The organism is Sinorhizobium terangae, from assembly GCF_029714365.1.
In the GTDB taxonomy this organism is placed as follows: Bacteria; Pseudomonadota; Alphaproteobacteria; order Rhizobiales; family Rhizobiaceae; genus Sinorhizobium; species Sinorhizobium terangae.
In genome coordinates this window covers 3,287,702-3,306,931 of the sequence record NZ_CP121659.1, presented here as the reverse complement: position 1 = coordinate 3,306,931, position 19,230 = coordinate 3,287,702, and the positions used below count along the sequence as shown (strand labels likewise).

At 63.4% G+C, this 19,230-nt stretch carries 22 protein-coding genes; 13 read left to right on the top strand and 9 right to left on the bottom strand.

The annotated features are described in order from the left end of the window. Positions 1 to 318: 318 nt before the first annotated feature. Complete coding sequence (locus QA637_RS15665) at positions 319 to 825, top strand: GNAT family N-acetyltransferase (RefSeq protein WP_153436722.1); 507 nt, start codon at positions 319 to 321, stop codon at positions 823 to 825. A 293-nt stretch (positions 826 to 1,118) separates the two neighbouring features. After that, positions 1,119 to 1,652 (top strand): inorganic diphosphatase, encoded by a 534-nt coding sequence (gene ppa / locus QA637_RS15660; protein WP_153436721.1) that lies wholly within the window; start codon positions 1,119 to 1,121, stop codon positions 1,650 to 1,652. 172 nt (positions 1,653 to 1,824) lie between these two features. Here the strand turns inward: ppa and QA637_RS15655 are convergent, their stop codons facing one another. Both QA637_RS15655 and QA637_RS15650 read right to left on the bottom strand, forming a co-directional pair. Beyond that, on the bottom strand, positions 1,825 to 2,136 hold the full coding sequence (locus QA637_RS15655) for a DUF167 domain-containing protein (protein ID WP_283062237.1): 312 nt from the start codon (positions 2,134 to 2,136) through the stop codon (positions 1,825 to 1,827). After that, complete coding sequence (locus QA637_RS15650; RefSeq protein WP_136505441.1) at positions 2,137 to 2,433, bottom strand: YggT family protein; 297 nt, start codon at positions 2,431 to 2,433, stop codon at positions 2,137 to 2,139. A 133-nt stretch (positions 2,434 to 2,566) separates the two neighbouring features. Here QA637_RS15650 and QA637_RS15645 point away from each other — a divergent pair, with 133 nt between their 5' ends. Next, positions 2,567 to 3,811, top strand: a complete 1,245-nt coding sequence (locus QA637_RS15645; RefSeq protein ID WP_283062234.1) for an MFS transporter — start codon at positions 2,567 to 2,569, stop codon at positions 3,809 to 3,811. Positions 3,812 to 3,818: 7 nt separating this feature from the next. On the opposite strand, the gene QA637_RS15640 is transcribed toward QA637_RS15645, so the two are convergent. The 6 genes from QA637_RS15640 to hemC form a co-directional block, all read right to left on the bottom strand. Next, positions 3,819 to 4,577 carry a glutamine amidotransferase gene (locus QA637_RS15640; RefSeq protein WP_153436719.1) on the bottom strand — a complete coding sequence of 253 codons (759 nt, stop codon included), beginning with the start codon at positions 4,575 to 4,577 and terminating at the stop codon, positions 3,819 to 3,821. A gap of 1 nt (position 4,578) precedes the next feature. After that, positions 4,579 to 5,061, bottom strand: coding sequence for a tellurite resistance TerB family protein (locus tag QA637_RS15635; protein ID WP_153436718.1), 483 nt, complete (start codon positions 5,059 to 5,061; stop codon positions 4,579 to 4,581). Between the two features lie 24 nt (positions 5,062 to 5,085). Next, entirely contained in the window at positions 5,086 to 6,702 is a 1,617-nt protein-coding gene (locus QA637_RS15630) for a heme biosynthesis protein HemY (RefSeq protein WP_283062232.1), read from the bottom strand. 19 nt (positions 6,703 to 6,721) lie between these two features. Beyond that, entirely contained in the window at positions 6,722 to 7,984 is a 1,263-nt protein-coding gene (locus QA637_RS15625) for a COG4223 family protein (RefSeq protein ID WP_283062230.1), read from the bottom strand. Positions 7,985 to 8,196: 212 nt separating this feature from the next. Further along, a complete protein-coding gene (locus QA637_RS15620; RefSeq protein WP_283062229.1) occupies positions 8,197 to 8,910 on the bottom strand; it encodes a uroporphyrinogen-III synthase in 714 nt (237 codons plus the stop codon). A gap of 4 nt (positions 8,911 to 8,914) precedes the next feature. After that, positions 8,915 to 9,844 carry a hydroxymethylbilane synthase gene (gene hemC, locus QA637_RS15615; protein ID WP_283062228.1) on the bottom strand — a complete coding sequence of 310 codons (930 nt, stop codon included), beginning with the start codon at positions 9,842 to 9,844 and terminating at the stop codon, positions 8,915 to 8,917. Between the two features lie 176 nt (positions 9,845 to 10,020). On the opposite strand from hemC, the gene tsaD reads away from it, so the two are divergent. The 5 genes from tsaD (at position 10,021) to QA637_RS15590 (ending at position 13,595) form a co-directional block, all read left to right on the top strand. Continuing rightward, the gene (gene tsaD / locus QA637_RS15610; RefSeq protein WP_283062226.1) at positions 10,021 to 11,115 is read left to right on the top strand and encodes a tRNA (adenosine(37)-N6)-threonylcarbamoyltransferase complex transferase subunit TsaD; all 1,095 of its coding nucleotides are present in this window, start codon (positions 10,021 to 10,023) and stop codon (positions 11,113 to 11,115) included. Between the two features lie 8 nt (positions 11,116 to 11,123). Continuing rightward, positions 11,124 to 12,113: an NAD(P)H-dependent glycerol-3-phosphate dehydrogenase gene (locus QA637_RS15605; protein ID WP_283062224.1), complete on the top strand. Its 990-nt coding sequence runs from the start codon at positions 11,124 to 11,126 to the stop codon at positions 12,111 to 12,113. 78 nt (positions 12,114 to 12,191) lie between these two features. Then, positions 12,192 to 12,485: a YciI-like protein gene (locus QA637_RS15600; RefSeq protein WP_283062222.1), complete on the top strand. Its 294-nt coding sequence runs from the start codon at positions 12,192 to 12,194 to the stop codon at positions 12,483 to 12,485. Positions 12,486 to 12,490: 5 nt separating this feature from the next. Continuing rightward, positions 12,491 to 12,922, top strand: coding sequence for an EVE domain-containing protein (locus tag QA637_RS15595; protein ID WP_153436710.1), 432 nt, complete (start codon positions 12,491 to 12,493; stop codon positions 12,920 to 12,922). A 10-nt stretch (positions 12,923 to 12,932) separates the two neighbouring features. Next, entirely contained in the window at positions 12,933 to 13,595 is a 663-nt protein-coding gene (locus QA637_RS15590) for a class I SAM-dependent methyltransferase (protein ID WP_283062221.1), read from the top strand. Between the two features lie 233 nt (positions 13,596 to 13,828). Here QA637_RS15590 and QA637_RS15585 read toward each other — a convergent pair whose 3' ends face one another. Then, on the bottom strand, positions 13,829 to 14,476 hold the full coding sequence (locus QA637_RS15585; RefSeq protein ID WP_283062220.1) for a hypothetical protein: 648 nt from the start codon (positions 14,474 to 14,476) through the stop codon (positions 13,829 to 13,831). Between the two features lie 308 nt (positions 14,477 to 14,784). Between QA637_RS15585 and sdhC the strand changes: the two genes are divergently transcribed. From sdhC to msrA, 5 genes are all read left to right on the top strand, one after another. Then, positions 14,785 to 15,180 (top strand): succinate dehydrogenase, cytochrome b556 subunit, encoded by a 396-nt coding sequence (sdhC, locus tag QA637_RS15580; protein ID WP_153436707.1) that lies wholly within the window; start codon positions 14,785 to 14,787, stop codon positions 15,178 to 15,180. 11 nt (positions 15,181 to 15,191) lie between these two features. After that, positions 15,192 to 15,572 (top strand): succinate dehydrogenase, hydrophobic membrane anchor protein, encoded by a 381-nt coding sequence (gene sdhD / locus QA637_RS15575; RefSeq protein WP_283062218.1) that lies wholly within the window; start codon positions 15,192 to 15,194, stop codon positions 15,570 to 15,572. 7 nt (positions 15,573 to 15,579) lie between these two features. Then, positions 15,580 to 17,421: a succinate dehydrogenase flavoprotein subunit gene (gene sdhA / locus QA637_RS15570; RefSeq protein WP_283062216.1), complete on the top strand. Its 1,842-nt coding sequence runs from the start codon at positions 15,580 to 15,582 to the stop codon at positions 17,419 to 17,421. Between the two features lie 18 nt (positions 17,422 to 17,439). Beyond that, positions 17,440 to 18,219 (top strand): succinate dehydrogenase iron-sulfur subunit, encoded by a 780-nt coding sequence (locus tag QA637_RS15565; protein ID WP_153436704.1) that lies wholly within the window; start codon positions 17,440 to 17,442, stop codon positions 18,217 to 18,219. Positions 18,220 to 18,580: 361 nt separating this feature from the next. Then, complete coding sequence (gene msrA, locus QA637_RS15560) at positions 18,581 to 19,177, top strand: peptide-methionine (S)-S-oxide reductase MsrA (protein ID WP_283062213.1); 597 nt, start codon at positions 18,581 to 18,583, stop codon at positions 19,175 to 19,177. The last annotated feature ends 53 nt before the right edge of the window (positions 19,178 to 19,230 follow it).

Here is a 19,230-nt window from a genome sequence, read left to right as displayed (position 1 = left end):
CTGTCGCAGGACGCAGCGCAGGCCCCCATCCGCCTGCCGGGCCGCCTCAGTCCCCTCGCCCCGCTTGCGGGGAGAGGGTTAGGGTGAGGGGCAACTGCCAATTCCTGCTGCGATAGGCGGCCCCCGAAATCGGAAAACATTTACAACCCCGGAGCGATCCGGGGTTTTTGCTGTGCGTGCCGATCGCGGGCGGCTTGCGGATAAAGTTAAAAAGGCGTTAACCTTCATTCGGATGCCGTTAAAGTTGCCTGTGGGTTAACGCCGCCCGGCAGCCCGGCGGGATTCCGGTTCGCCGTGTCGTGTGTTTAGAGTCGAGTCATGAAGACTGTTTCGATCGAGGTCAGGCCCGGGGAGCCACATGAGGCGGCGGCGATTGCCGAGGTGCATCGCGTTTCCTGGTTGCAGGCCTATGGCGGCATCATTCCGCATCGACCCTTGATCCAGATGGTCAACCGCCGCGATGAAACCTGGTGGCGCAAGGCCACGCGCGGGCCGGCAACGCTGCTCGTCGTCGATGTCGCCGGAACGATCGCCGGCTATGCCACGTTGGGCCTGAGCCGGGCGAGGGCCCTGCCGCAAGAGGGTGAGATCTACGAAATCTACCTGCGCCCGGAATATCAGGGCATCGGCCTCGGGCGCATCCTCTTCCGGGAGGCGAAGAGCCTCTTGAAGTCGCTTGGATGCCGGGGCCTTGTCGTCTGGTGCCTCGAAGACAGTGAACATGCCTACAGCTTCTTCCAGGCGGCCGGCGGCAGCGACATTGCCGAGGGCATGGAAGATTTCGGCGACAAATACCTGAAGAAAGTCGGCTTCATCTGGAACTGACCGGCCCGCGTCGTGCCTGCATCGGTTCAGAGTGCTACGGCGTCCTTTGCGCGTCTGATAAGACGCGGGCGCCGTGGTCCTTGGGATGAAGAGACTCTTCCGCAAAATGCCCCGGTGCCGCCCACTTTTGGCCGCGCCGCCTGCCTACTTCAAGCTATGGCGACTTTGCCCGCACGGCGAGACGGGCGGCGCTGCAGGCCATTCCGCCCATCGGAACGAAAGTCATGTTGCATTGCGGCATGTTTCCCTTTATCCGACGGGGCGAATTTTTAAACCGACCCCTGGAGGTACTTATGCGGATCGACGCGATTTCCATCGGAAAGAATCCACCGGAAGATGTCAATGTGATCGTGGAGGTTCCGGTCGGCGGGCATCCGATCAAGTACGAAATGGACAAGGAAGCCGGCACGCTGGTGGTCGACCGCTTCCTCTATACGCCGATGACCTATCCGGGCAATTACGGCTTCGTCCCGCACACGCTGTCCGACGACGGCGATCCGATCGACGTGTTGATCTGCAACACCCGCCCGCTGGTGCCGGGCTGCGTCATCAATGTCCGCCCGATCGGCGTGATGATGATGGAAGACAATTCCGGTCAGGACGAGAAGATCATCGCCGTGCCGTCGAGCCATCTCACCAAGCGCTACGACAAGGTCCACGACTACACCGACCTGCCGGAAATCACGCTGAAGCAGATCGAGCACTTCTTCGAGCACTACAAGGATCTGGAGCCCGGCAAGTGGGTGAAGATCTTCGGCTGGAAGGATGCAAGCGTCGCCAAGCAGCTGATCCAGGAAGCGGTCGAGCGCGCCAAGACCAAGAAGTAGTCTATTTTAGCTATACCAGATCACGCAATTCCGGACGGAAAACCGTTACACACTTTTCCTGGAATTGCTCTACAGCGCCGTGCGTCCTTAAGGACGCACAAAGGACGCTGTAACTCTTTGATTCCACGCATCGTGCTTTCCGAAAATCGGGTCCGATTTTCGGGCCGATGCGCTAGCCGACGATTTCGGCGAGCCGCTTGATGATGTCCTCCGGATCGGCCTCGATCCGGAGGATTTTTTTGCGCTGCGTGTCGCCGGAGACGAGCGCGATCCTGTTTTTGGCAATGCCGAATTGTTTTGCCAGCAGGGCAATAAGCGCCTGGTTCGCTTTGCCCTTTTCCGGCACGGCGCGCACGCGAACCTTGAGATATTCGCCGCCGTCCGCAGCACTTTCGAAGCCGTCGATCGCATCGCGGCCGCCGTTCGGCGTCAGCCGAACGGTCAAGCGGATATGGTCGTCAAGTCTCGTCAGTGCCGCGTGCACTTATATGCCGATTACCGCCGAAGCGACCGTGGTGTTGAGGAAGTACCAGATGAAATAGAGGATCACCAGGACCACGAGCGGCGAGAGATCGACGCCGCCCATGTCCGGCAGGAAGCGGCGGATGGGCCTGTAGAGCGGCTCGGTCAGCTGATAGAGCGAGCGGCCGATCATGTTGATCGCGTGGTTGTTCACGTTGATCACGTTGAAGGCGTAGAGCCAGGAGAAGATGGCCGACGCTATGATCAGGAACCAGGCTATGTTGATAATAAAGTTCAAGGTTGCGATGACAGCAATCATGCCAGTCTCCAATTCGTTGTTGACAGACATGTAGACATTGGAAACTAAACGGGCAAGTACGACGCTTCGTCGTGCGCGATCATGTTTAACGGCATTGCGCCAGTGCTTTGCTGCCCCGAGGAGCTTCCCCCGTATGTCCGCCGTCCAAGCCGCGCATCGTTTCGCCGCCTTTAGGCATGTCGGCTATCGGCGGTATTTCTTCTCCCGCTTCCTCGCCTATTTCGCCATCCAGATCATGTCCGTCGCCGTCGGCTGGCAGATCTATGACCTGACGCGCGACCCGTTTGATCTCGGCCTCATCGGCCTCTTCCAGTTTTTGCCGTCGCTGGCGCTCATTCTGGTGACGGGTACCGTCGCGGACCGCTACAACCGGCGCGTCATCATGGGAATCTGCATGACGGTGAGCACGCTTTGTGCGGCCGCGCTGCTCCTGTTGACGGTGACAGGGCTGTTTTCGCCCTGGCCCGTCTATGCGATCCTCGTCGTCTTCGGGATCGAGCGGGCGTTTCTCGGCCCGGCCGCGCAATCACTCGCACCCAATCTGGTGCCAGTCGAACACCTGCCCAATGCGATCGCCTGGAACTCGACCTCCTGGCAGACGGCGACGATCGTCGGGCCGGTCGCCGGCGGCCTGATCTATGGCTTCGGTCCGACTGTACCGTACACGGTCAGTCTCTGTTTCTTTGCAGCGGCGGCCCTGATGGTCTTTGCCGTGCCGAAGCCCATGGTGCGTTCGCCCGCCTCGGGACAGAGCTGGCAGACGATCACGGCAGGTTTCCGCTACATCACCGCGGAGAAGGTCGTGCTGGGGGCGATCTCGCTCGATCTCTTTGCCGTGCTGCTTGGCGGGGCGGTCGCGCTCATGCCGGTCTTCGCCCGCGATATCCTGGCGCTCGGCCCGTGGGGGCTTGGCCTTCTGCGCGCCGCACCGGGAGTCGGCGCCGTCGGCATGGCGGTCTGGCTTGCCGCTCACCCGATCCGCAACCGGGCCGGTCTTTATATGTTTATCGGCGTTGCGCTCTTCGGCCTTGCGACGATCGTCTTCGGCCTGTCGGCGACGCCCTGGATCTCGATCGTCGCACTTGTCGTCATGGGCGCGGCGGACATGATCTCGGTCTATGTTCGCGAAATCCTGATCACGCTCTGGACTCCCGACGAACTGCGTGGCCGCGTGAACGCGGTCAACATGGTGTTCGTCGGCGCGTCGAACGAGCTTGGCGAATTCCGCGCCGGCATGATGGCGTCGGGCTTCGGTGCCGTCTTCGCCGTCGCCTTCGGAGGCGTGGGCACGCTTCTTGTGTCGTTGCTCTGGGCGGTCGGCTTTCCGCAATTGCGCAAGATCGATACGCTCGATGTTCCGGAGCACCAACGCATCTGATTGGACGTCACGCCGTGCCGTTACGCGCGATCTGCCTTTTCGGCGCGGCCGGCTCCCCGCCGCGCAAGAAAATCAGTTCGAGGAAATTCTCCATCCAGGTCCGCAAGGGGTGATCGTGGATCATGCGCCCCTCGAGGTGCGCCTTGCCGATCTGGGCGCCGGGCAGCACGAAGCGGTGTGCGCCGTGGACCACCCAGCGATGCATCATTGCGCGCGTCAGCTCGCCGTGAAACTGAATGCCCCAGGCGTTCTCGCCGTAGCGGAAGGCCTGGTTCGGATAGGTCTCCCCGGTCGCCAGCAACTCGGCGCCGGCTGGCAGATCGAAGCCCTCCCGATGGAAGTGATAGACCATGGCCGGCCAGTCCATCAGCGCCTTGCCGGCCGCGGTGGCCTTTAGCGGGTACCAGCCGATTTCCGTCATGCCCTCGTGATGCGGTGCGACCTTGCCGCCGAGGTTGCGGGCGAGCATCTGCGCGCCGAGGCAGATGCCGAGATAGGGCTTGTTCTCGAGGAGCGGGACCGAGAGCCAGTCGATCTCGCGGCGGACGAACTCCTCCTCGTCGTTGGCGCTCATCGGGCCGCCGAAGACGATAGTTCCGGAATGGGCTTCCAGCGTCGGCGGCAGCTCGTCGCCGAGGGCGGGGCGGCGGATGTCGAGCGCAAAGCCCTTCTGCTGGAGTATCTGCCCCACGCGGCCGGCGCTCGATCGCTCCTGATGCAGGATTATGAGGATGGGTCTTTTAACGTCGTCGGCCTCTGCGGGCATTTCAGTCTTCCTGCTGCGCGTCGTTCTCCTCCTTTGCGTCGATCTTGGCGGCAGCCTCCTGCCGCTTCAAGATGCGATCGCGACCGGATACGCCCAGGAGGTCGGCGATCCGCCAGATCACATGATCTTCCATTTCGTTGCGAACGCCATCGGCATAGACGATCTCCCACAGCATGCCGACAAGCTCGATCCGCTGCTCTTCAGACAGATGGCGCTTGATTTCGGCGGTGAACTTGTAGAAGTCGATCGCCTCGCTTTCGGCGGTCTCGCCTGCCGCGATGAGCGCATCGAGACCTTCGTCGTCGAGTTGATATTGTTCCTCGATGATATCGCGCATCTTGCGACGCTCGGCAGCCAGCACGGTGCCGTCGGCCTCCATGACCTGGACGCAGAGCGCGATCACGGCGACGCGCGGGTCACCTTTCTTAATGGACGCCGGGGGGCCCGCCAAATCTTCGAGAAACGCTCGGAACCGCTCTAACATCTTTCCGTCCACAGTCTTTGAGGTTCAAAACAGCCGCAAACCCGCCTTGTCCGACGCCTTCTCGCCGGCTGTTGCTTCGCGCACGCCGGGATCGTCCGGCGGCCGGCCGAAGAAGGGAGCCGGTTCTTCCTCCGTGGCCTCTTCCTTTTTCCTGGCGGGAGAGGGAGCAGGTTCCTTCCTTGCCGGAACCTTTATCATCGTCTCATGCTCGGCCTCCAGGACGGTAGGCGTTGCCGCTACTGGTGCCGGCTTCGGCGTCGCGGGTGCTGCCATCTGCTGGGCGGTCGCGACTGGCGGAAGGCTGCGGATCGCTTCGTCGGCGCTCGGATGACCATTTTTGAGCTTGTCGGAAAGCTGCAAGGCCGGGGCCTTCCATTCGAAGGCGTCGAGCCGGCCGCTGATCGGCGATACCGGCAGCCAGGACGGCGAGGTGACGCCGTCGGCGGTCCAGGCCGGATCGCGCGGACTGCGCAGCGCCTGCGCCATCCAATGGCGGATGCGGCCCTCGTCGCCGGTGTCGGCCTCCTCGATATCGGCGAGCAGCAGGAAGACGCGCTCCGTCGGTTCGAGCCGCGCAGCCGCTTCCGCCTTGGTGCGGGCAAGCGGCAGTTCGCGTGCCTCGAGTGCGGCCTCGGCGACCGTTGCCAGTGCGACCGCATTGTTGCTGCGGAGCGATTCGAGCTTCTTCGCACGCTTCAAACGGTCGAGGGCGGAATCGCCTCCGCGCGCTCTGACATAGAGCCTTGCTACGTCCGGATGCGGTTGCTGCTTCCACATCCTTTCGAGGATCCCCGCGCCCTTGCGCAGATTGTCTTCGCGGAACAGGGCCTTGGCCGTTACCAGCGCCGCCGGCACCAGGCCGTCGTCGAGTTTCAGCGCGGCAAGGCCATCGTCGCGCGCCCCTTTCGGGTCGGCGTCGAGCTTCGTCATTGCGCGGGCGGTCAGAAGCACGGCCTTCTTCCGGTCCGCCTCCTTGCGGTCGAGGATATTGGCGGCGCGGCTCTGGTCGAGGAGGCGGATCGCCTCGTCCCATTGTCCTGCCTGGCTGCGGTGATCCAGCGTTGCCAGCGTCGCCCACGGCAGCTGCGGCGCCTTCTCCGCGGCGCGCTCCGCATATTGCCGGGCCGCCTCGTTCGCGCCGAGCCGCTTGGCTTCGAGGAAGAGGCCGCGCAGGCCGAGCTCGCGCGTTTCGGGGTCGTCGGCCATCAGCTCGAATTTCTTGCGCGCGTCGTCATATTTGCCTTCGATCAACGCGGTCTGCGCCTCAAGCAGGTGGATGAGCGGCTCCTGGTCGGCGCTGATCAGGCCCCGGCTTCGTGCCGACATCTTGCGGGCAAGATTGGCATCGCCGGCACCCGCGGCGATCAGCCCGGTCGAAAGCGCCTGGTAGCCGCGATCACGCTTGCGGGCACGGAAATAACGCGTGACGGTATGGGGCGACATCCAGATCGTGCGGAGCAGCCAGATCACGATCAGGACGGCGGCAATGAGCGAGATCAGGATGGAGGCGGCGCGCATCAGGGTCATCTCGATCCGCTGTCCCTGCCAGATCAGCGACAACTCCCCCGGTCGATCGGCGAGCCACGCAAAGCCGAGGCCGAGACACAGCACGAGAAGGATGAAGAACAATATACGGATCATCTATTCTTCTTGCCTCCTTTTAGCCGGCGGTGCCGGTACGCGTCATGGTTTGCGCCACGGCGGCATCGATGGCGGTCTCGACCCGCAGGCGCTGATCGAGCTTCGCCTTGAAACCCGCGCCGGCCGACTTCGCCGCTTCGGGCAGGCCTCCCCACTCCAACGATGCGCCCTTGAGATCGCCATTATTGAGCTTGTCCTCGATGCGCGCGATCACGGCCTCCGGCGTGTCGCCCTCGACGCTGCCGACCGGCCGGATGCGGATGCCGGACATGGCGCTTGAAACGAGGCGAGCGAAAATGCCCTCGTTCGGATCGGGCTGGTTGAGCGCGTCGAGCATCGCGTCTGCCGTTTGCGGGAAGCCCGCGCGAAGGTCGGTCCGCGTCGCCACGCCGGTTCCGGCGTCTTGAGCCAGAGCCTTCACCGCCGCGTCGTCAGGCGCAATGCTGCGCAGCGCGTCGAGTTCGGCCAGGAAGGGCCCGCCGCGATCGATCGCGGTCTTCAGCGCCGTGACGGCGACGGCCTTCGCCATCTCTATGTCGTTGACCGGCTCGTTGAGCTTCTGTTCCGCCTGGTCGATGCGTCCGGCAAGCTCGGCCTTGGCGGCGGCTGCCGACTGTTCGGCGTCGGCGAGGCTGGCTTTCAGCCCGGCGACTTCCTTGGTCAGATTGGCGACTTCCGCTTCGAGCGCAGTGATCTGCGGCGCGCCCGCGCCGCCCGGCTGCTTGGCGGCCTGTTCCAGCGCCGCCAGACGGTTCTCCAGCGGGCCGATATCTGTCGCCGGCGCCGATTGCGATGCGATCTGCGTCTTGATTGCCTCGATTTCGCTGGCAAGGCTTTGCTCGAGGGCGGCGCTGCCGCGATCCGGTCCGAGCGGCGGAATATAACCGGCATATTGCAGCACGCCGGCGCCGGCGAGCGTCACGAGACCGCCGAGAATGCCGGCCGCTAGCGCGCCGGCGCTCGTCGCCTGCCTCTGCTGCGCCGGCTGCGCCATCGTCTCGTTGCTCAAATGCGGGGGCTCTTCGTCGAAGGCGGCCGCGGCGGCATCGGCGCGCTCCTCCTCCGTCTGTTCTTTTCCATCGGCGGCATCGGCGGCATCTGCCGCATCCGCTGCATTTTCGCTTTCTGCCTGGCTCGTCGAAATCTCGGCAGGCTCGTCAGTAATCGATTCCTGGCTTGCGACAGATTCGGCTTCGTCGGTCGCCGTCTTTTCCGCCTGGAGGTCGATCGTCAGCGGTTCCTTCTCGGATTTCGAGCGGCGCGGCGGGTTTTCCGATACCATGGTGACCTCTTACCGTTGTATTGCCAGTCAGCCTATTGCGACAAACGTAGTCAGGCGAACTCGTGAGGGAAAGCCCCCAACTCCGTTTTTGCTGGAAATGCCGTCAGATGACCCCAAGGAAGGTTGGCGCGTGCGCGGAAAACCGCTGCCGGCTTTGCTGTTCACGCCGCGGCGATGCGGCAGACCATCGCTTGAATACCGCTTCGCGCCTATCAGAGCAGCTTCAGAAGGTGCTGTTCGTCGGGCATTATGGCGACTTCCGCCGCTGCGTCAGCCGGCAAGACCTCCGCTATCGCTGCACTCAGGCAGAGATAGCGCCGGGCAAAGGCAGCAGCGCTGAGGCGGCTCTGCGAGAGAAGAGCGGCAAACTGCCGCGCGGTTTGGCGTGAATAGAGCAATACGGCGTCAAACCGCCCCGCGCGCAGAAGGCTGGAGAGCTCGTCTGGGCGATAGGCGATCGGCGCCATCCGATAGCATTCGACGGTGCTGTGATCGACGCCGCGCTGCCGCAGCGCCCGTTCGAGGCCATCGGAGCGCGGCGAACCGGCAAGATAAAGGAGCGGTTCGCGGGGTCCCGCGGCGAATGCAGCTGCAATCGTTTCGGCAAGATCTTCGCCCGTGCCAGGGCCGACATGAATGTCGGTGAACCCGAGCTCCGCAGCGGCGCGACCGGTCGCCTCGCCGACGCAGAAGAGCGGTGTTGCAAGATGCGGTTCAAGCGCGCGACCCAGCGCAGCCAGCACCCGGGTCGCTTCTGCGCTCGTCACCGCGATGGCGCCGTGCTTTCTTTTCAATGCGGACTCGACAGCGGCCACGAGATGCTGCGCCTGCATCAGCGGCAGCAGGATCGCTTCGTGGCCCATCGCCTCGAGCTTCAGCGCCGTCGCGGTAGCGGCCGGGCGCGGCCGAGTGACGAGCACGCGCATCGGCTCACGTCCAGCTCGAGAAAAATCCCGGTCCGGCCTTGGCGCGGATCTCTTCGCCGGCCCGGCGCCCGAGTTCGGTCGCCTCCGTCGCCTTGCCCTCGACGGCGATGCGATGGCAGGTTGTGCCATCCGGCGTCAGGATCATGCCGGCAAATCGGATATGCGTGCCGTCCGACTGGGCGTGCCCGGCGATCGGCGTGCGGCAGGAACCGTCGAGCGTCGCGAGAAAACCGCGTTCGCAGGAGACGGCCTCGTGCGTGCGCGGATCGTCGATGGCGGCAAGCAGCGTATTGACGCGCGTGTCGCCGATACGGCTTTCGATGCAGATCGCCCCTTGCGCCGGCGCCGGCGGAAATTCCTCCGGATCAAGCAGTTCTGTCGGGACGTCGGTCATGCCGAGCCGCTTCAGGCCGGCATAGGCGAGCAGCGTACCGTCGACCTGCCCTTCCGCGAGCTTGCGCAGTCGCGTTTCGACCTGGCCGCGATAAGTGATCACGTTGATGTCGGGCCGCAGGCGCCGAATGAGCGCCTGACGGCGCAGCGACGATGAGCCGACGGTGGCGCCGTGCGGCAGGTCCAGGAGTTTCGGTGCCGTCCGCCCGACAAAGGCATCGCGAATGTCCTCGCGCGGCAGGAAGGCCGAGAGGGCGAGCCCGTCGGGCAGCTTTGTCGGCATGTCCTTCGACGAATGCACGGCGAAATCGAGGTCTCCCGACGAAAGCTGTTGTTCGAGTTCCTCGGTGAACAGGCCCTTGCCGCCGATCTCCGCAAGCGACCGGTCGGTGATCCGGTCCCCCTTGGTGGACAGGATCACGATCTCGAACATTTCCGGCGGCAGACCATGAGCGGCGGCGAGCCGGTCACGCGTCTCATGCGTCTGGGCGAGCGCCAGCGGGCTGCCGCGCGTGCCGATGCGGAAAGGTTTTGTTTGCATCCTCGGTCATCCATTGTTACTGCATGGTTCCTTAAATCGGGACCGATTTAAGGATGAAACCATGCAGCAGTTCAAAGCGTTACAGCGTCCTTTGTGCTTCTGAAAGACGCACGGCGCTGACACAAGTTCCGTGTACCCACCTTTCCTTGCGACCGCAATCTTTGAGTAGACCACCTATGTCCGCGCCCCTGCGTATCCTCGGCATCGAAACAAGCTGCGACGAAACCGCGGCGTCCGTCGTGCTGCGGGAAAAGGACGGCAGCGGCCGGATCCTCGGCGATGTCGTGCTCAGCCAGCTGGAAGAGCATAGCGCCTATGGCGGCGTCGTTCCGGAGATTGCCGCGCGCGCCCACGTCGAGGCACTCGATACACTGATCGAGGAAGCGCTGCTGCGCGCCGGCGTCAAGCTTGACGACATCGACGCGATCGCTGCGACAAGTGGTCCCGGGCTGATCGGCGGGCTGATCGTCGGGCTGATGACCGGCAAGGCGATTGCGCGTGCGACCGGCAAGCCGCTTTATGCGGTCAACCACCTCGAAGGCCACGCGCTGACGGCGCGGCTCACCGATGGCCTGACCTTTCCCTATCTGATGCTGCTCGTCTCGGGCGGCCACACGCAATTGATCCTCGTGAAGGGCGTCGGCGACTACGAGCGCTGGGGCACGACGATCGACGATGCGCTCGGCGAGGCCTTCGACAAGACGGCAAAGCTGCTCGGCCTTCCCTATCCTGGCGGGCCGGCGGTCGAGCATATGGCCCGGACTGGCGATCCCAAGCGCTTCGACTTTCCCCGCCCGCTCGTCGGCGACGCGCGGCTCGACTTTTCCTTCTCCGGCCTGAAGACGGCGGTTCGCCAGGCGGCGCAATCGCTGGAGCCGGTGACCGAACAGGATATCGCCGACATTTGCGCCTCCTTCCAGCGCGCCATTTCGCGCACGCTCAAGGACCGTGTCGGGCGCGGGCTGAAGCGGTTCAAGGCCGAGTTCGCGACCGTCGAGCAATCGGCACTGGTTGTGGCCGGTGGGGTTGCCGCCAACCAGGAGCTGCGGGCGACGCTTCAGGAGCTTTGCGACCGGAGCGGCTTCCGCTTCGTGGCACCGCCGCTTCAGCTTTGCACCGACAATGCGGCGATGATCGCCTGGGCCGGCGCCGAGCGGCTGGCGGGGGGACTGGCGGCGGATGGCCTCGACGTTGCGCCGCGCTCGCGTTGGCCGCTTGACAGCCAGGCGCAGGCATTGATCGGCTCCGGCAAGCGCGGCGCCAAGGCATGATGGACAAGATGAGCGAAAAACCGAAAATCGTCGTCGTTGGAGCCGGAGCCTTCGGGACCGCGCTTGCAGCCGTCGCGGCGGCGACCGGCAATGCCAAGGTGACATTGCTTGCCCGGCGACAGGAGACGGTCGAGCAATGCTACCGCACGCGCCGGAACGATGCGTTCCTGCCCGGCATTCCGCTCCCGGCGGAACTTGGATTTTCTTCCGATACCGCCGTGCTTATGGACGCCGATATCGTCCTCTTCGCCATGCCTTCCCAGGAGCAGAGGGCCGCGGCCCGCAGCTATGGCGCCTCGATCGGCACCGGTGCGACGATCGTCACCTGTGCCAAGGGCATGGAGCAATCGACCGGCTGGCTCCTGACGGAAGTGCTCGACGAGGAGCTGCCGGGCCACAAGGTCGGTGTGCTGTCCGGTCCCGGCTTTGCCGCCGATATCGCCAGGGGTCTTCCGACGGCAATGGTCGTCGCGGCTCGCGACAGCGACACCGCCACGGAACTCGCGGAAACCCTTTCCGGCCGGACGTTTCGGCTCTACCCCTCGGCGGACCGCATCGGCGTGCAGCTTGGCGGGGCGCTCAAGAACGTGCTCGCGATCGCCTGCGGCATCGTCGAGGGCGCCGGTCTCGGCGATTCGGCCCGTGCGGCGCTGATCTCCCGCGGCCTTGCGGAAATGTCGCGCTTCGTCGTGGCGCAGGGCGGGGAACCGGATACCGTCCGTGGCCTTTCCGGGCTCGGCGACCTCGTGCTGACGGCGACGAGCCATCAGTCGCGCAACCTGCGCTTCGGCATCGCGCTCGGCAGGGACGGGCCGGCGAGCGGACAGGGCCGGGAACTGGTCGAGGGCGCCTTTGCCGCGTCGGTTGCCGCGCGCGTCGCGCACGAACTCGGTGTCGACATGCCGATCACCGAAGCGGTCGCCGCCATCATCGACGGAAGGCTCGATGTCCGCACCGCCCTGGAGCAGTTGATGTCGCGCCCGATCACCCAGGAATGATTCGGCGGCGGGATGGGCAAAAGCGTAAAGCGGCTTTCGGCTCGCCTCCCGCTCCGATCGATAACGTCAGGAGGAACCATGCTCTTCGCACTTCTATGCACGGACAAGCCCGGCGGCCTGCAACTCAGGCTGGATACGCGTCCCGACCACCTCGCCTATCTCGATCATCTCAACGCCAGGGGCATCCTCAAGATCGCCGGGCCCTTTCTTGGGGCGGATGGAAAGCCGACGGGAAGCCTGGTGATCGTCAAGACCGAGACGCTTGAGGAGGCGAAAGCGATCGCCGCGGCAGATCCCTATGCCAAGGCCGGCCTCTTCTCGAATGTCGAGATCAAGGCCTACAACTGGGTCTTCAACAATCCGGAGGCGTGAGGGCGATGGCTTTCTGGCTTTACAAATCCGAGCCGAATAAGTGGTCCTGGCAGATGCAGAAGGACGCCGGCGAAAAGGGTACCGAGTGGACCGGCGTTCGCAACTACCTCGCGCGCAACAACATGCGGGCGATGCAGATCGGCGACAAAGGCTTCTTCTATCACTCCAATGAAGGCCTGGAGATCGTCGGGATCACCGAGGTATGCGCGCTGTCGCACCCGGATTCGACGGCTGAAGGCGATGCCCGTTGGGACTGCGTCGATATCCGTGCAGTCATGGACATGCCGCGCCCGGTCTCTCTCAAGGAGATCAAGGAAAACCCCAAGCTTGCCAAGATGTCGCTGGTGACGTCGATGCGGCTTTCGGTGCAGCCGGTTACCGATGAGGAGTGGATCGAGGTCTGCCGCATGGGCGGGCTCGACAACCCGCCGCGCTGAGACGTTCTCCTTGAAGACCAATCCCGAAAGCTTCATCCGCGCCAACACGGGCATTCTCTCGCCGCCGCATGTACCGGAGATCCGGCTGCGTCTCGCGAGCGAAGCGCACGATCTTTGGCTGAAGACGCAGGAGGAGCTTGAGGAGATAGGTCTGCCGCCGCCGTTCTGGGCTTTCGCCTGGGCGGGCGGGCAGGGGCTTGCGCGTTATGTCCTCGACCGCCCGGAAACCGTGCGCGGCCGCCGTGTGATCGATTTCGCCTCCGGCTCAGGCCTCGTCGCGATTGCGGCGATGAAGGCAGGCGCCGCTTCCGTCCTCGCCGTCGACATCGATCCCTGGGCGGAAACGGCGGTACGGCTGAATGCGGCGTTGAACGGGGTCGAAATCGCGTTCAGCGACCGAAACATCATCGGCGAGCCGAAGTACGCCGACGTCTATCTCGCCGGCGACGTCTTCTATGACAAAGGGTTTGCCGATCTGCTTCGCCCCTGGCTTGCCGGGTTGGCGAGGGCGGGTGCTGCCGTGCTCGTCGGCGACCCGGGGCGCGCCTATTGCCCGCGGCAGATGATGACGGCGCTTTCGACCTATGAAGTGCCGGTCACGCGAGCCCTCGAAGACAGCGAGGTGAAGCGCACGACCGTCTGGCGCTTCGAGCCCGCCGACACCTTCGGCTGACAGGCGCCCACACTTTGCACGTCTGATAAGACCCCTCCCCAACCCCTCCCCACAAGGGGGAGGGGCTCATCGTGCCGCGAGCCTCCGTTCCTTTTGACGTTGCAGCGGGCTAAATTTTTGGAAATGGCACGCGGCCGCAGCGCATGCTGAAGCCCCTCCCACTTGTGGGGAGGGGTCTTTGTTGGGAGGGCGGGCGGACGCACCCGCGCGCCCATCCTGCCGCCTTATTCCGCCTATGGCCGGATGACGCAGACCCCATGTTCCCACGAGCAGACGCGGTCGTTCGGTTGCGGCGAGACGGCGATGATCTTCGCACGATTAAGCGGCGGGGCGGGATCGGCCGCACCCTCAGCCACATAGTTGTTGTTGTCGTAGTGGCTGAAATAGATGCCGTTGCCCTCCTGCCGGAAGGCCGAAATGCCGCCCGCATAGGTTCCGATGCCGGGTGTGACCGAAGGAAAGTCGTCGCCGCCATAGGACCCTATGGCATCGTATGGGCCGAAGCCCCCGCCAATCACGATCACGTCAACGTCCGGGCGCCAATCACGCCGCGCGAAGCCCCTCAGGTGATGCTTCAGCCGTACGTGCCGGGTGCGGGTCTGGATATTGGGCAGGCCTTGCGAAGTGAAGGACGAGAAATCATCGATGCCTGACATGACGGAGCGGTGTCTCCGATGGCCGGCAAAGAACCGATGGCCGCGGTGGAATTTGCGAAAGCCATGATGGCTGAAGCCGTGCTTGAGCCGGACATGGCGTGTCCGGGTCTGGACGTCGCCAAAGCTCGCGCCGTTCGCCGCTGCCGCCGGCAGACCGACAGGCATTGCCAGGGCGCAAGTCAGTACCAGGACTTTGGTCGCACCGACCACTCGCAACAGATTCATTCTGCCGTGCCCTCCGGACCATCCTTAACAAATCGTTAAAGCCATCCTGGGCCAGTTGCGGGCAAATGTCACGGATTTGCTTATGTTTTTTGCGCTTATCGTTAATTCGCTCCCATGTCTCAGCAGGGCTCAAAAATGCCGTTTTTTGTCTAATCGATTTTATTTATTTTGCACCGCAAGGATACTTGTCGTTATGCCCTGGGGTGATTAAAGGTCCGAATGACTGAATTGCGCACAATCGTGTGCGATACCGGACTAAAGCGATCAAGTTTTTGGCCGCGGCAATCCGATCACACCGTGAGGTTCCGATGACGAATGTCACAAGAAGCCGGCCGCTCTCGCCGCATCTTCAAATCTACAAACCCATCCCGACCATGGTGATGTCGATCGTGCATCGCATTACCGGCGGCGCCCTTTATTTCGGCACGATCCTCGTGGCCTGGTGGCTGATCGCCGCCGCCTCGGGTGCCGCCTATTATGATTGGGTCAGCTGGCTGTTCGGCACCTGGATCGGCAAGCTCGTCCTCTTCGGCTACACCTGGGCCCTCGTCCATCACATGCTCGGCGGCATCCGCCATTTCGTCTGGGATCTCGGCTACGGCTACGAGAAGCATTTCGCGACGAAGATGGCCAAGGCGACGATCATCGGATCGGTTTCTCTGACACTGCTGATCTGGGTGATCGGCTATCTGGTTCGGTACTGAGGGAATACGACATGGATATGCGCACACCTCTCGCCAAGGTCCGCGGCCTCGGCTCCGCCAAGGAGGGGACCGATCATTTCTGGCGCCAGCGTCTGACGGCTGTCTCCAATATTCCGCTGCTGATTTTCTTCGCCTTCTTCGTGGCCCGCTATGCGGGCGCTCCCCATGCGGAGGTCGTCGCGGCGCTCTCCAATCCGTTCGTCGCGGTGATCATGGCTCTCGTGCTCCTTTCCGCTCTCACACACATGAGGCTCGGCATGCAGGTGATCATCGAAGACTACGTGCATGCGGAAGGCATCAAGATCGCTCTTCTCATGCTCAACACATTTTTCGCGATCGCGGTCGGCGGGCTCTGTCTTTTCGCCATCCTGAAGATCGCTTTTGCAGGGTAATTTCGCCATGGCATCGATCAGTTCACCCGCTGCAAACGGCAGGGCTTACCAATGTGTCGACCACGCCTTCGACGTGGTCGTTGTCGGCGCCGGCGGTGCGGGCCTGCGCGCGACCCTCGGCATGGCCGAACAGGGGCTGAAGACGGCCTGCATTACCAAGGTCTTCCCGACGCGCTCGCACACCGTTGCGGCCCAGGGCGGCATCGCTGCTTCGCTGCAGAACATGACGCCCGACAGCTGGCAGTGGCATCTCTACGACACGGTCAAGGGGTCTGACTGGCTCGGCGACGTCGACGCCATGCAGTATCTCACCATGGAAGCGCCGAAGGCAGTCTATGAGCTCGAGCATTACGGCGTGCCCTTCTCGCGCAACGAGGAAGGCAAGATCTACCAGCGCCCATTCGGCGGCCACATGCAGAATTACGGCGAAGGCCCGCCGGTGCAGCGCACCTGCGCGGTTGCCGACCGCACCGGCCATGCGATCCTGCACACGCTCTACGGTCAGTCGCTCAGGAACAACGCCGAGTTCTTCATCGAATATTTCGCCATCGACCTGATCATGTCGGACGACGGCCGCTGCACCGGCGTTATCGCCTGGAACCTCGATGACGGCACGATCCACCGCTTCTCGGCGAAGATGGTGGTGCTGGCGACCGGCGGTTATGGCCGCGCCTATTTCTCGGCGACCTCGGCGCACACCTGCACCGGCGACGGCGGCGGCATGATTGCGCGCGCCGGCCTGCCGCTCCAGGACATGGAGTTCGTGCAGTTCCATCCGACCGGCATCTACGGCTCCGGCTGTCTGATCACCGAGGGTGCGCGCGGCGAAGGCGGCTATCTCGTCAATTCGGAAGGCGAGCGCTTCATGGACCGTTATGCCCCGTCCGCCAAGGATCTTGCCTCGCGCGACGTCGTCTCGCGCTGCATGACGCTGGAAATCCGGGAAGGCCGCGGCGTCGGCAAGAACAAGGACCACATCTTCCTGCACCTCGACCATCTCGATCCGGCCGTCCTGCACGAGCGCCTTCCGGGCATTTCCGAGAGCGCGAAGATCTTCGCCGGCGTCGACGTCACCCGCGAGCCGATCCCGGTTCTGCCGACCGTCCACTACAACATGGGCGGCATTCCGACCAACTATTGGGGCGAGGTCCTGAATGCCGACGGCGAGAACCCCGAGCGCATCGCGCCCGGCCTGATGGCAGTCGGCGAAGCGGGCTGCGCCTCGGTTCACGGCGCCAACCGGCTTGGCTCCAACTCGCTGATCGACCTCGTCGTCTTCGGTCGCGCCGCGGCAATCCGCGCCGGCCAGATCATCGACCGCAACGAATCGATTCCGGCGCTCAACACGGCTGCCTGCGACCGCATCGTCGAGCGCTTTGACCGCCTGCGCCATGCCAATGGCAGGACGCCGACGGCGGTGCTGCGCGAGAAGATGCAGCGCGCCATGCAGGAAGACGCCGCCGTCTTCCGCACGCAGGAATCCCTCGAATCCGGCTGCCGCCGCCTGTCGGAAATCTGGAAGGAGCTTTCCGACGTCAAGGTCACCGACCGCTCAATGATCTGGAACTCCGACCTTGTCGAAACGCTGGAGCTGGAAAATCTGATGGCCAATGCCATCACGACCATCTACGGCGCCGAGGCGCGCAAGGAGAGCCGCGGGTCGCATGCGCGCGAGGATTATACCGAAGGTCCGTTCGGGGGGCGCGACGACGACAACTGGCGCAAGCATACGCTTGCCTGGGTCAACGCGGCCGGCGATGTCCGGCTCGACTATCGCCCGGTTCACACCGACCTGATCGCCGAGGGCATCGATCCCAAGAAGATCGCCCCGAAGGCGCGCGTGTACTGATCTCGAGGACTAAGGCACATGGTTGAACTCGCTCTCCCCAAGAACTCGCAGATCACCGAAGGCAAGGTCTGGCCGAAACCGGTCGGCGCGACGAACCTGCGCGAATACCGCGTCTATCGCTGGAATCCGGACGACGGCAAGAATCCGCGCGTCGACACCTACTACATCGACATCGACGACTGCGGTCCGATGGTGCTCGACGGACTGCTCTACATCAAGAACAAGATCGATCCGACGCTGACGCTTCGCCGCTCCTGTCGCGAGGGCATTTGCGGCTCCTGCGCGATGAACATCGACGGCACCAACACGCTCGCCTGCACCAAGGGCATGGACGAGATCAAGGGCACGGTGAAGATCTATCCGTTGCCGCACATGCCGGTGGTCAAGGATCTGGTGCCGGATCTCACTAATTTCTATGCCCAGCACCGCTCGATCGAACCCTGGCTGAAGACGGTTTCGCCGACGCCGGCCAAGGAATGGAAGCAGAGCCATGAGGACCGGCAGAAGCTCGACGGCCTCTACGAGTGCATCCTTTGCGCCTGCTGCTCGACCTCCTGTCCGAGCTATTGGTGGAACGGCGACCGCTATCTCGGCCCGGCCGTTCTCCTGCAGGCCTACCGCTGGCTGATCGATAGCCGCGACGAGGCGACCGGCGAGCGGCTCGACAACCTCGAGGATCCGTTCCGGCTCTACCGCTGCCACACGATCATGAACTGCGCCCAGGCCTGTCCGAAGGGGCTCAACCCGGCCAAGGCGATCGGCGAGATCAAGAAAATGCTGGTCGAGCGCAGGGTCTGATTCCCGGCAACTTTTTCGGCATTGACGGCGAGCTTTCTGGGCCCGCCATCAGATCACGATGATTTTGGGTCGATTCGACCCAAAATCATAAACGTGATCGACTCTAGCGCATCGGCCCGAAAATCGGACCCGATTTTCGGAAAGCACGATGCGTGGAATCAAAGAGTTACAGCGTCCTTTGTGCGTCCTAAAGGACGCACGGCGCTGTAATAAGTTAGAGCGGGGTTGCGGGCGGAAAACCGCGCACACTTTTCCTCATCCCGCTCGGGCGTATTTCACGAACTTCACGGCCCCGTGTCGGCATTTGATTTTGAAACTTTCGGCGGTCCTCATAGCTTTATACTGGGGATCGGAGATCGCGATGAATCGTTTGCTGTTTGCACTTGCCGCTGCGTGCTTGCTGTCATTGCCGGCGCGGGCGGCCGAGCCGCAGTTTGCGCTGTTTGCCGGCGGCTGTTTCTGGTGCGTCGAGACCGATTTCGACGGCGTGCCCGGCGTGCTGGAGACGATCTCGGGGTACGCCGGCGGCAAGAGTGCCAATCCGACCTATGAGAACTATGTGAAGGGCGGCCATCGCGAAGTCGTCCGCATCAAATTCGATCCGGACCGCGTTTCCTATTCGACGCTTGTCTCGGTGCTGTTCCACACGACCGACCCAACGGATGCCGGCGGTCAGTTCTGTGATCGCGGCTTTGCCTACACGACCGCGATCTACGCGCTCGACGAGCGGCAGGCGATGGACGCCAAGGCCGGAAAGATCAAGGCTGAGGCCGAACTCGGGAAGCCGATCGTGACACCGGTCGAGCGGGCCGCAAAATTCTGGCGGGCCGAGGACTATCATCAGAACTTCGGCGCACGAAACCCGATTCGCTACTGGTACTACCGAAACGGCTGCGGCAGGAACCGGACGGTCGAGTCGCTCTGGGGCGACCGTGCCTATGCGGGTGTCAATCATTGATTGCATTTGCGCCGCCCGGCCATGCCGTGTTTTCAGCATCGGCGGGTGTGGCG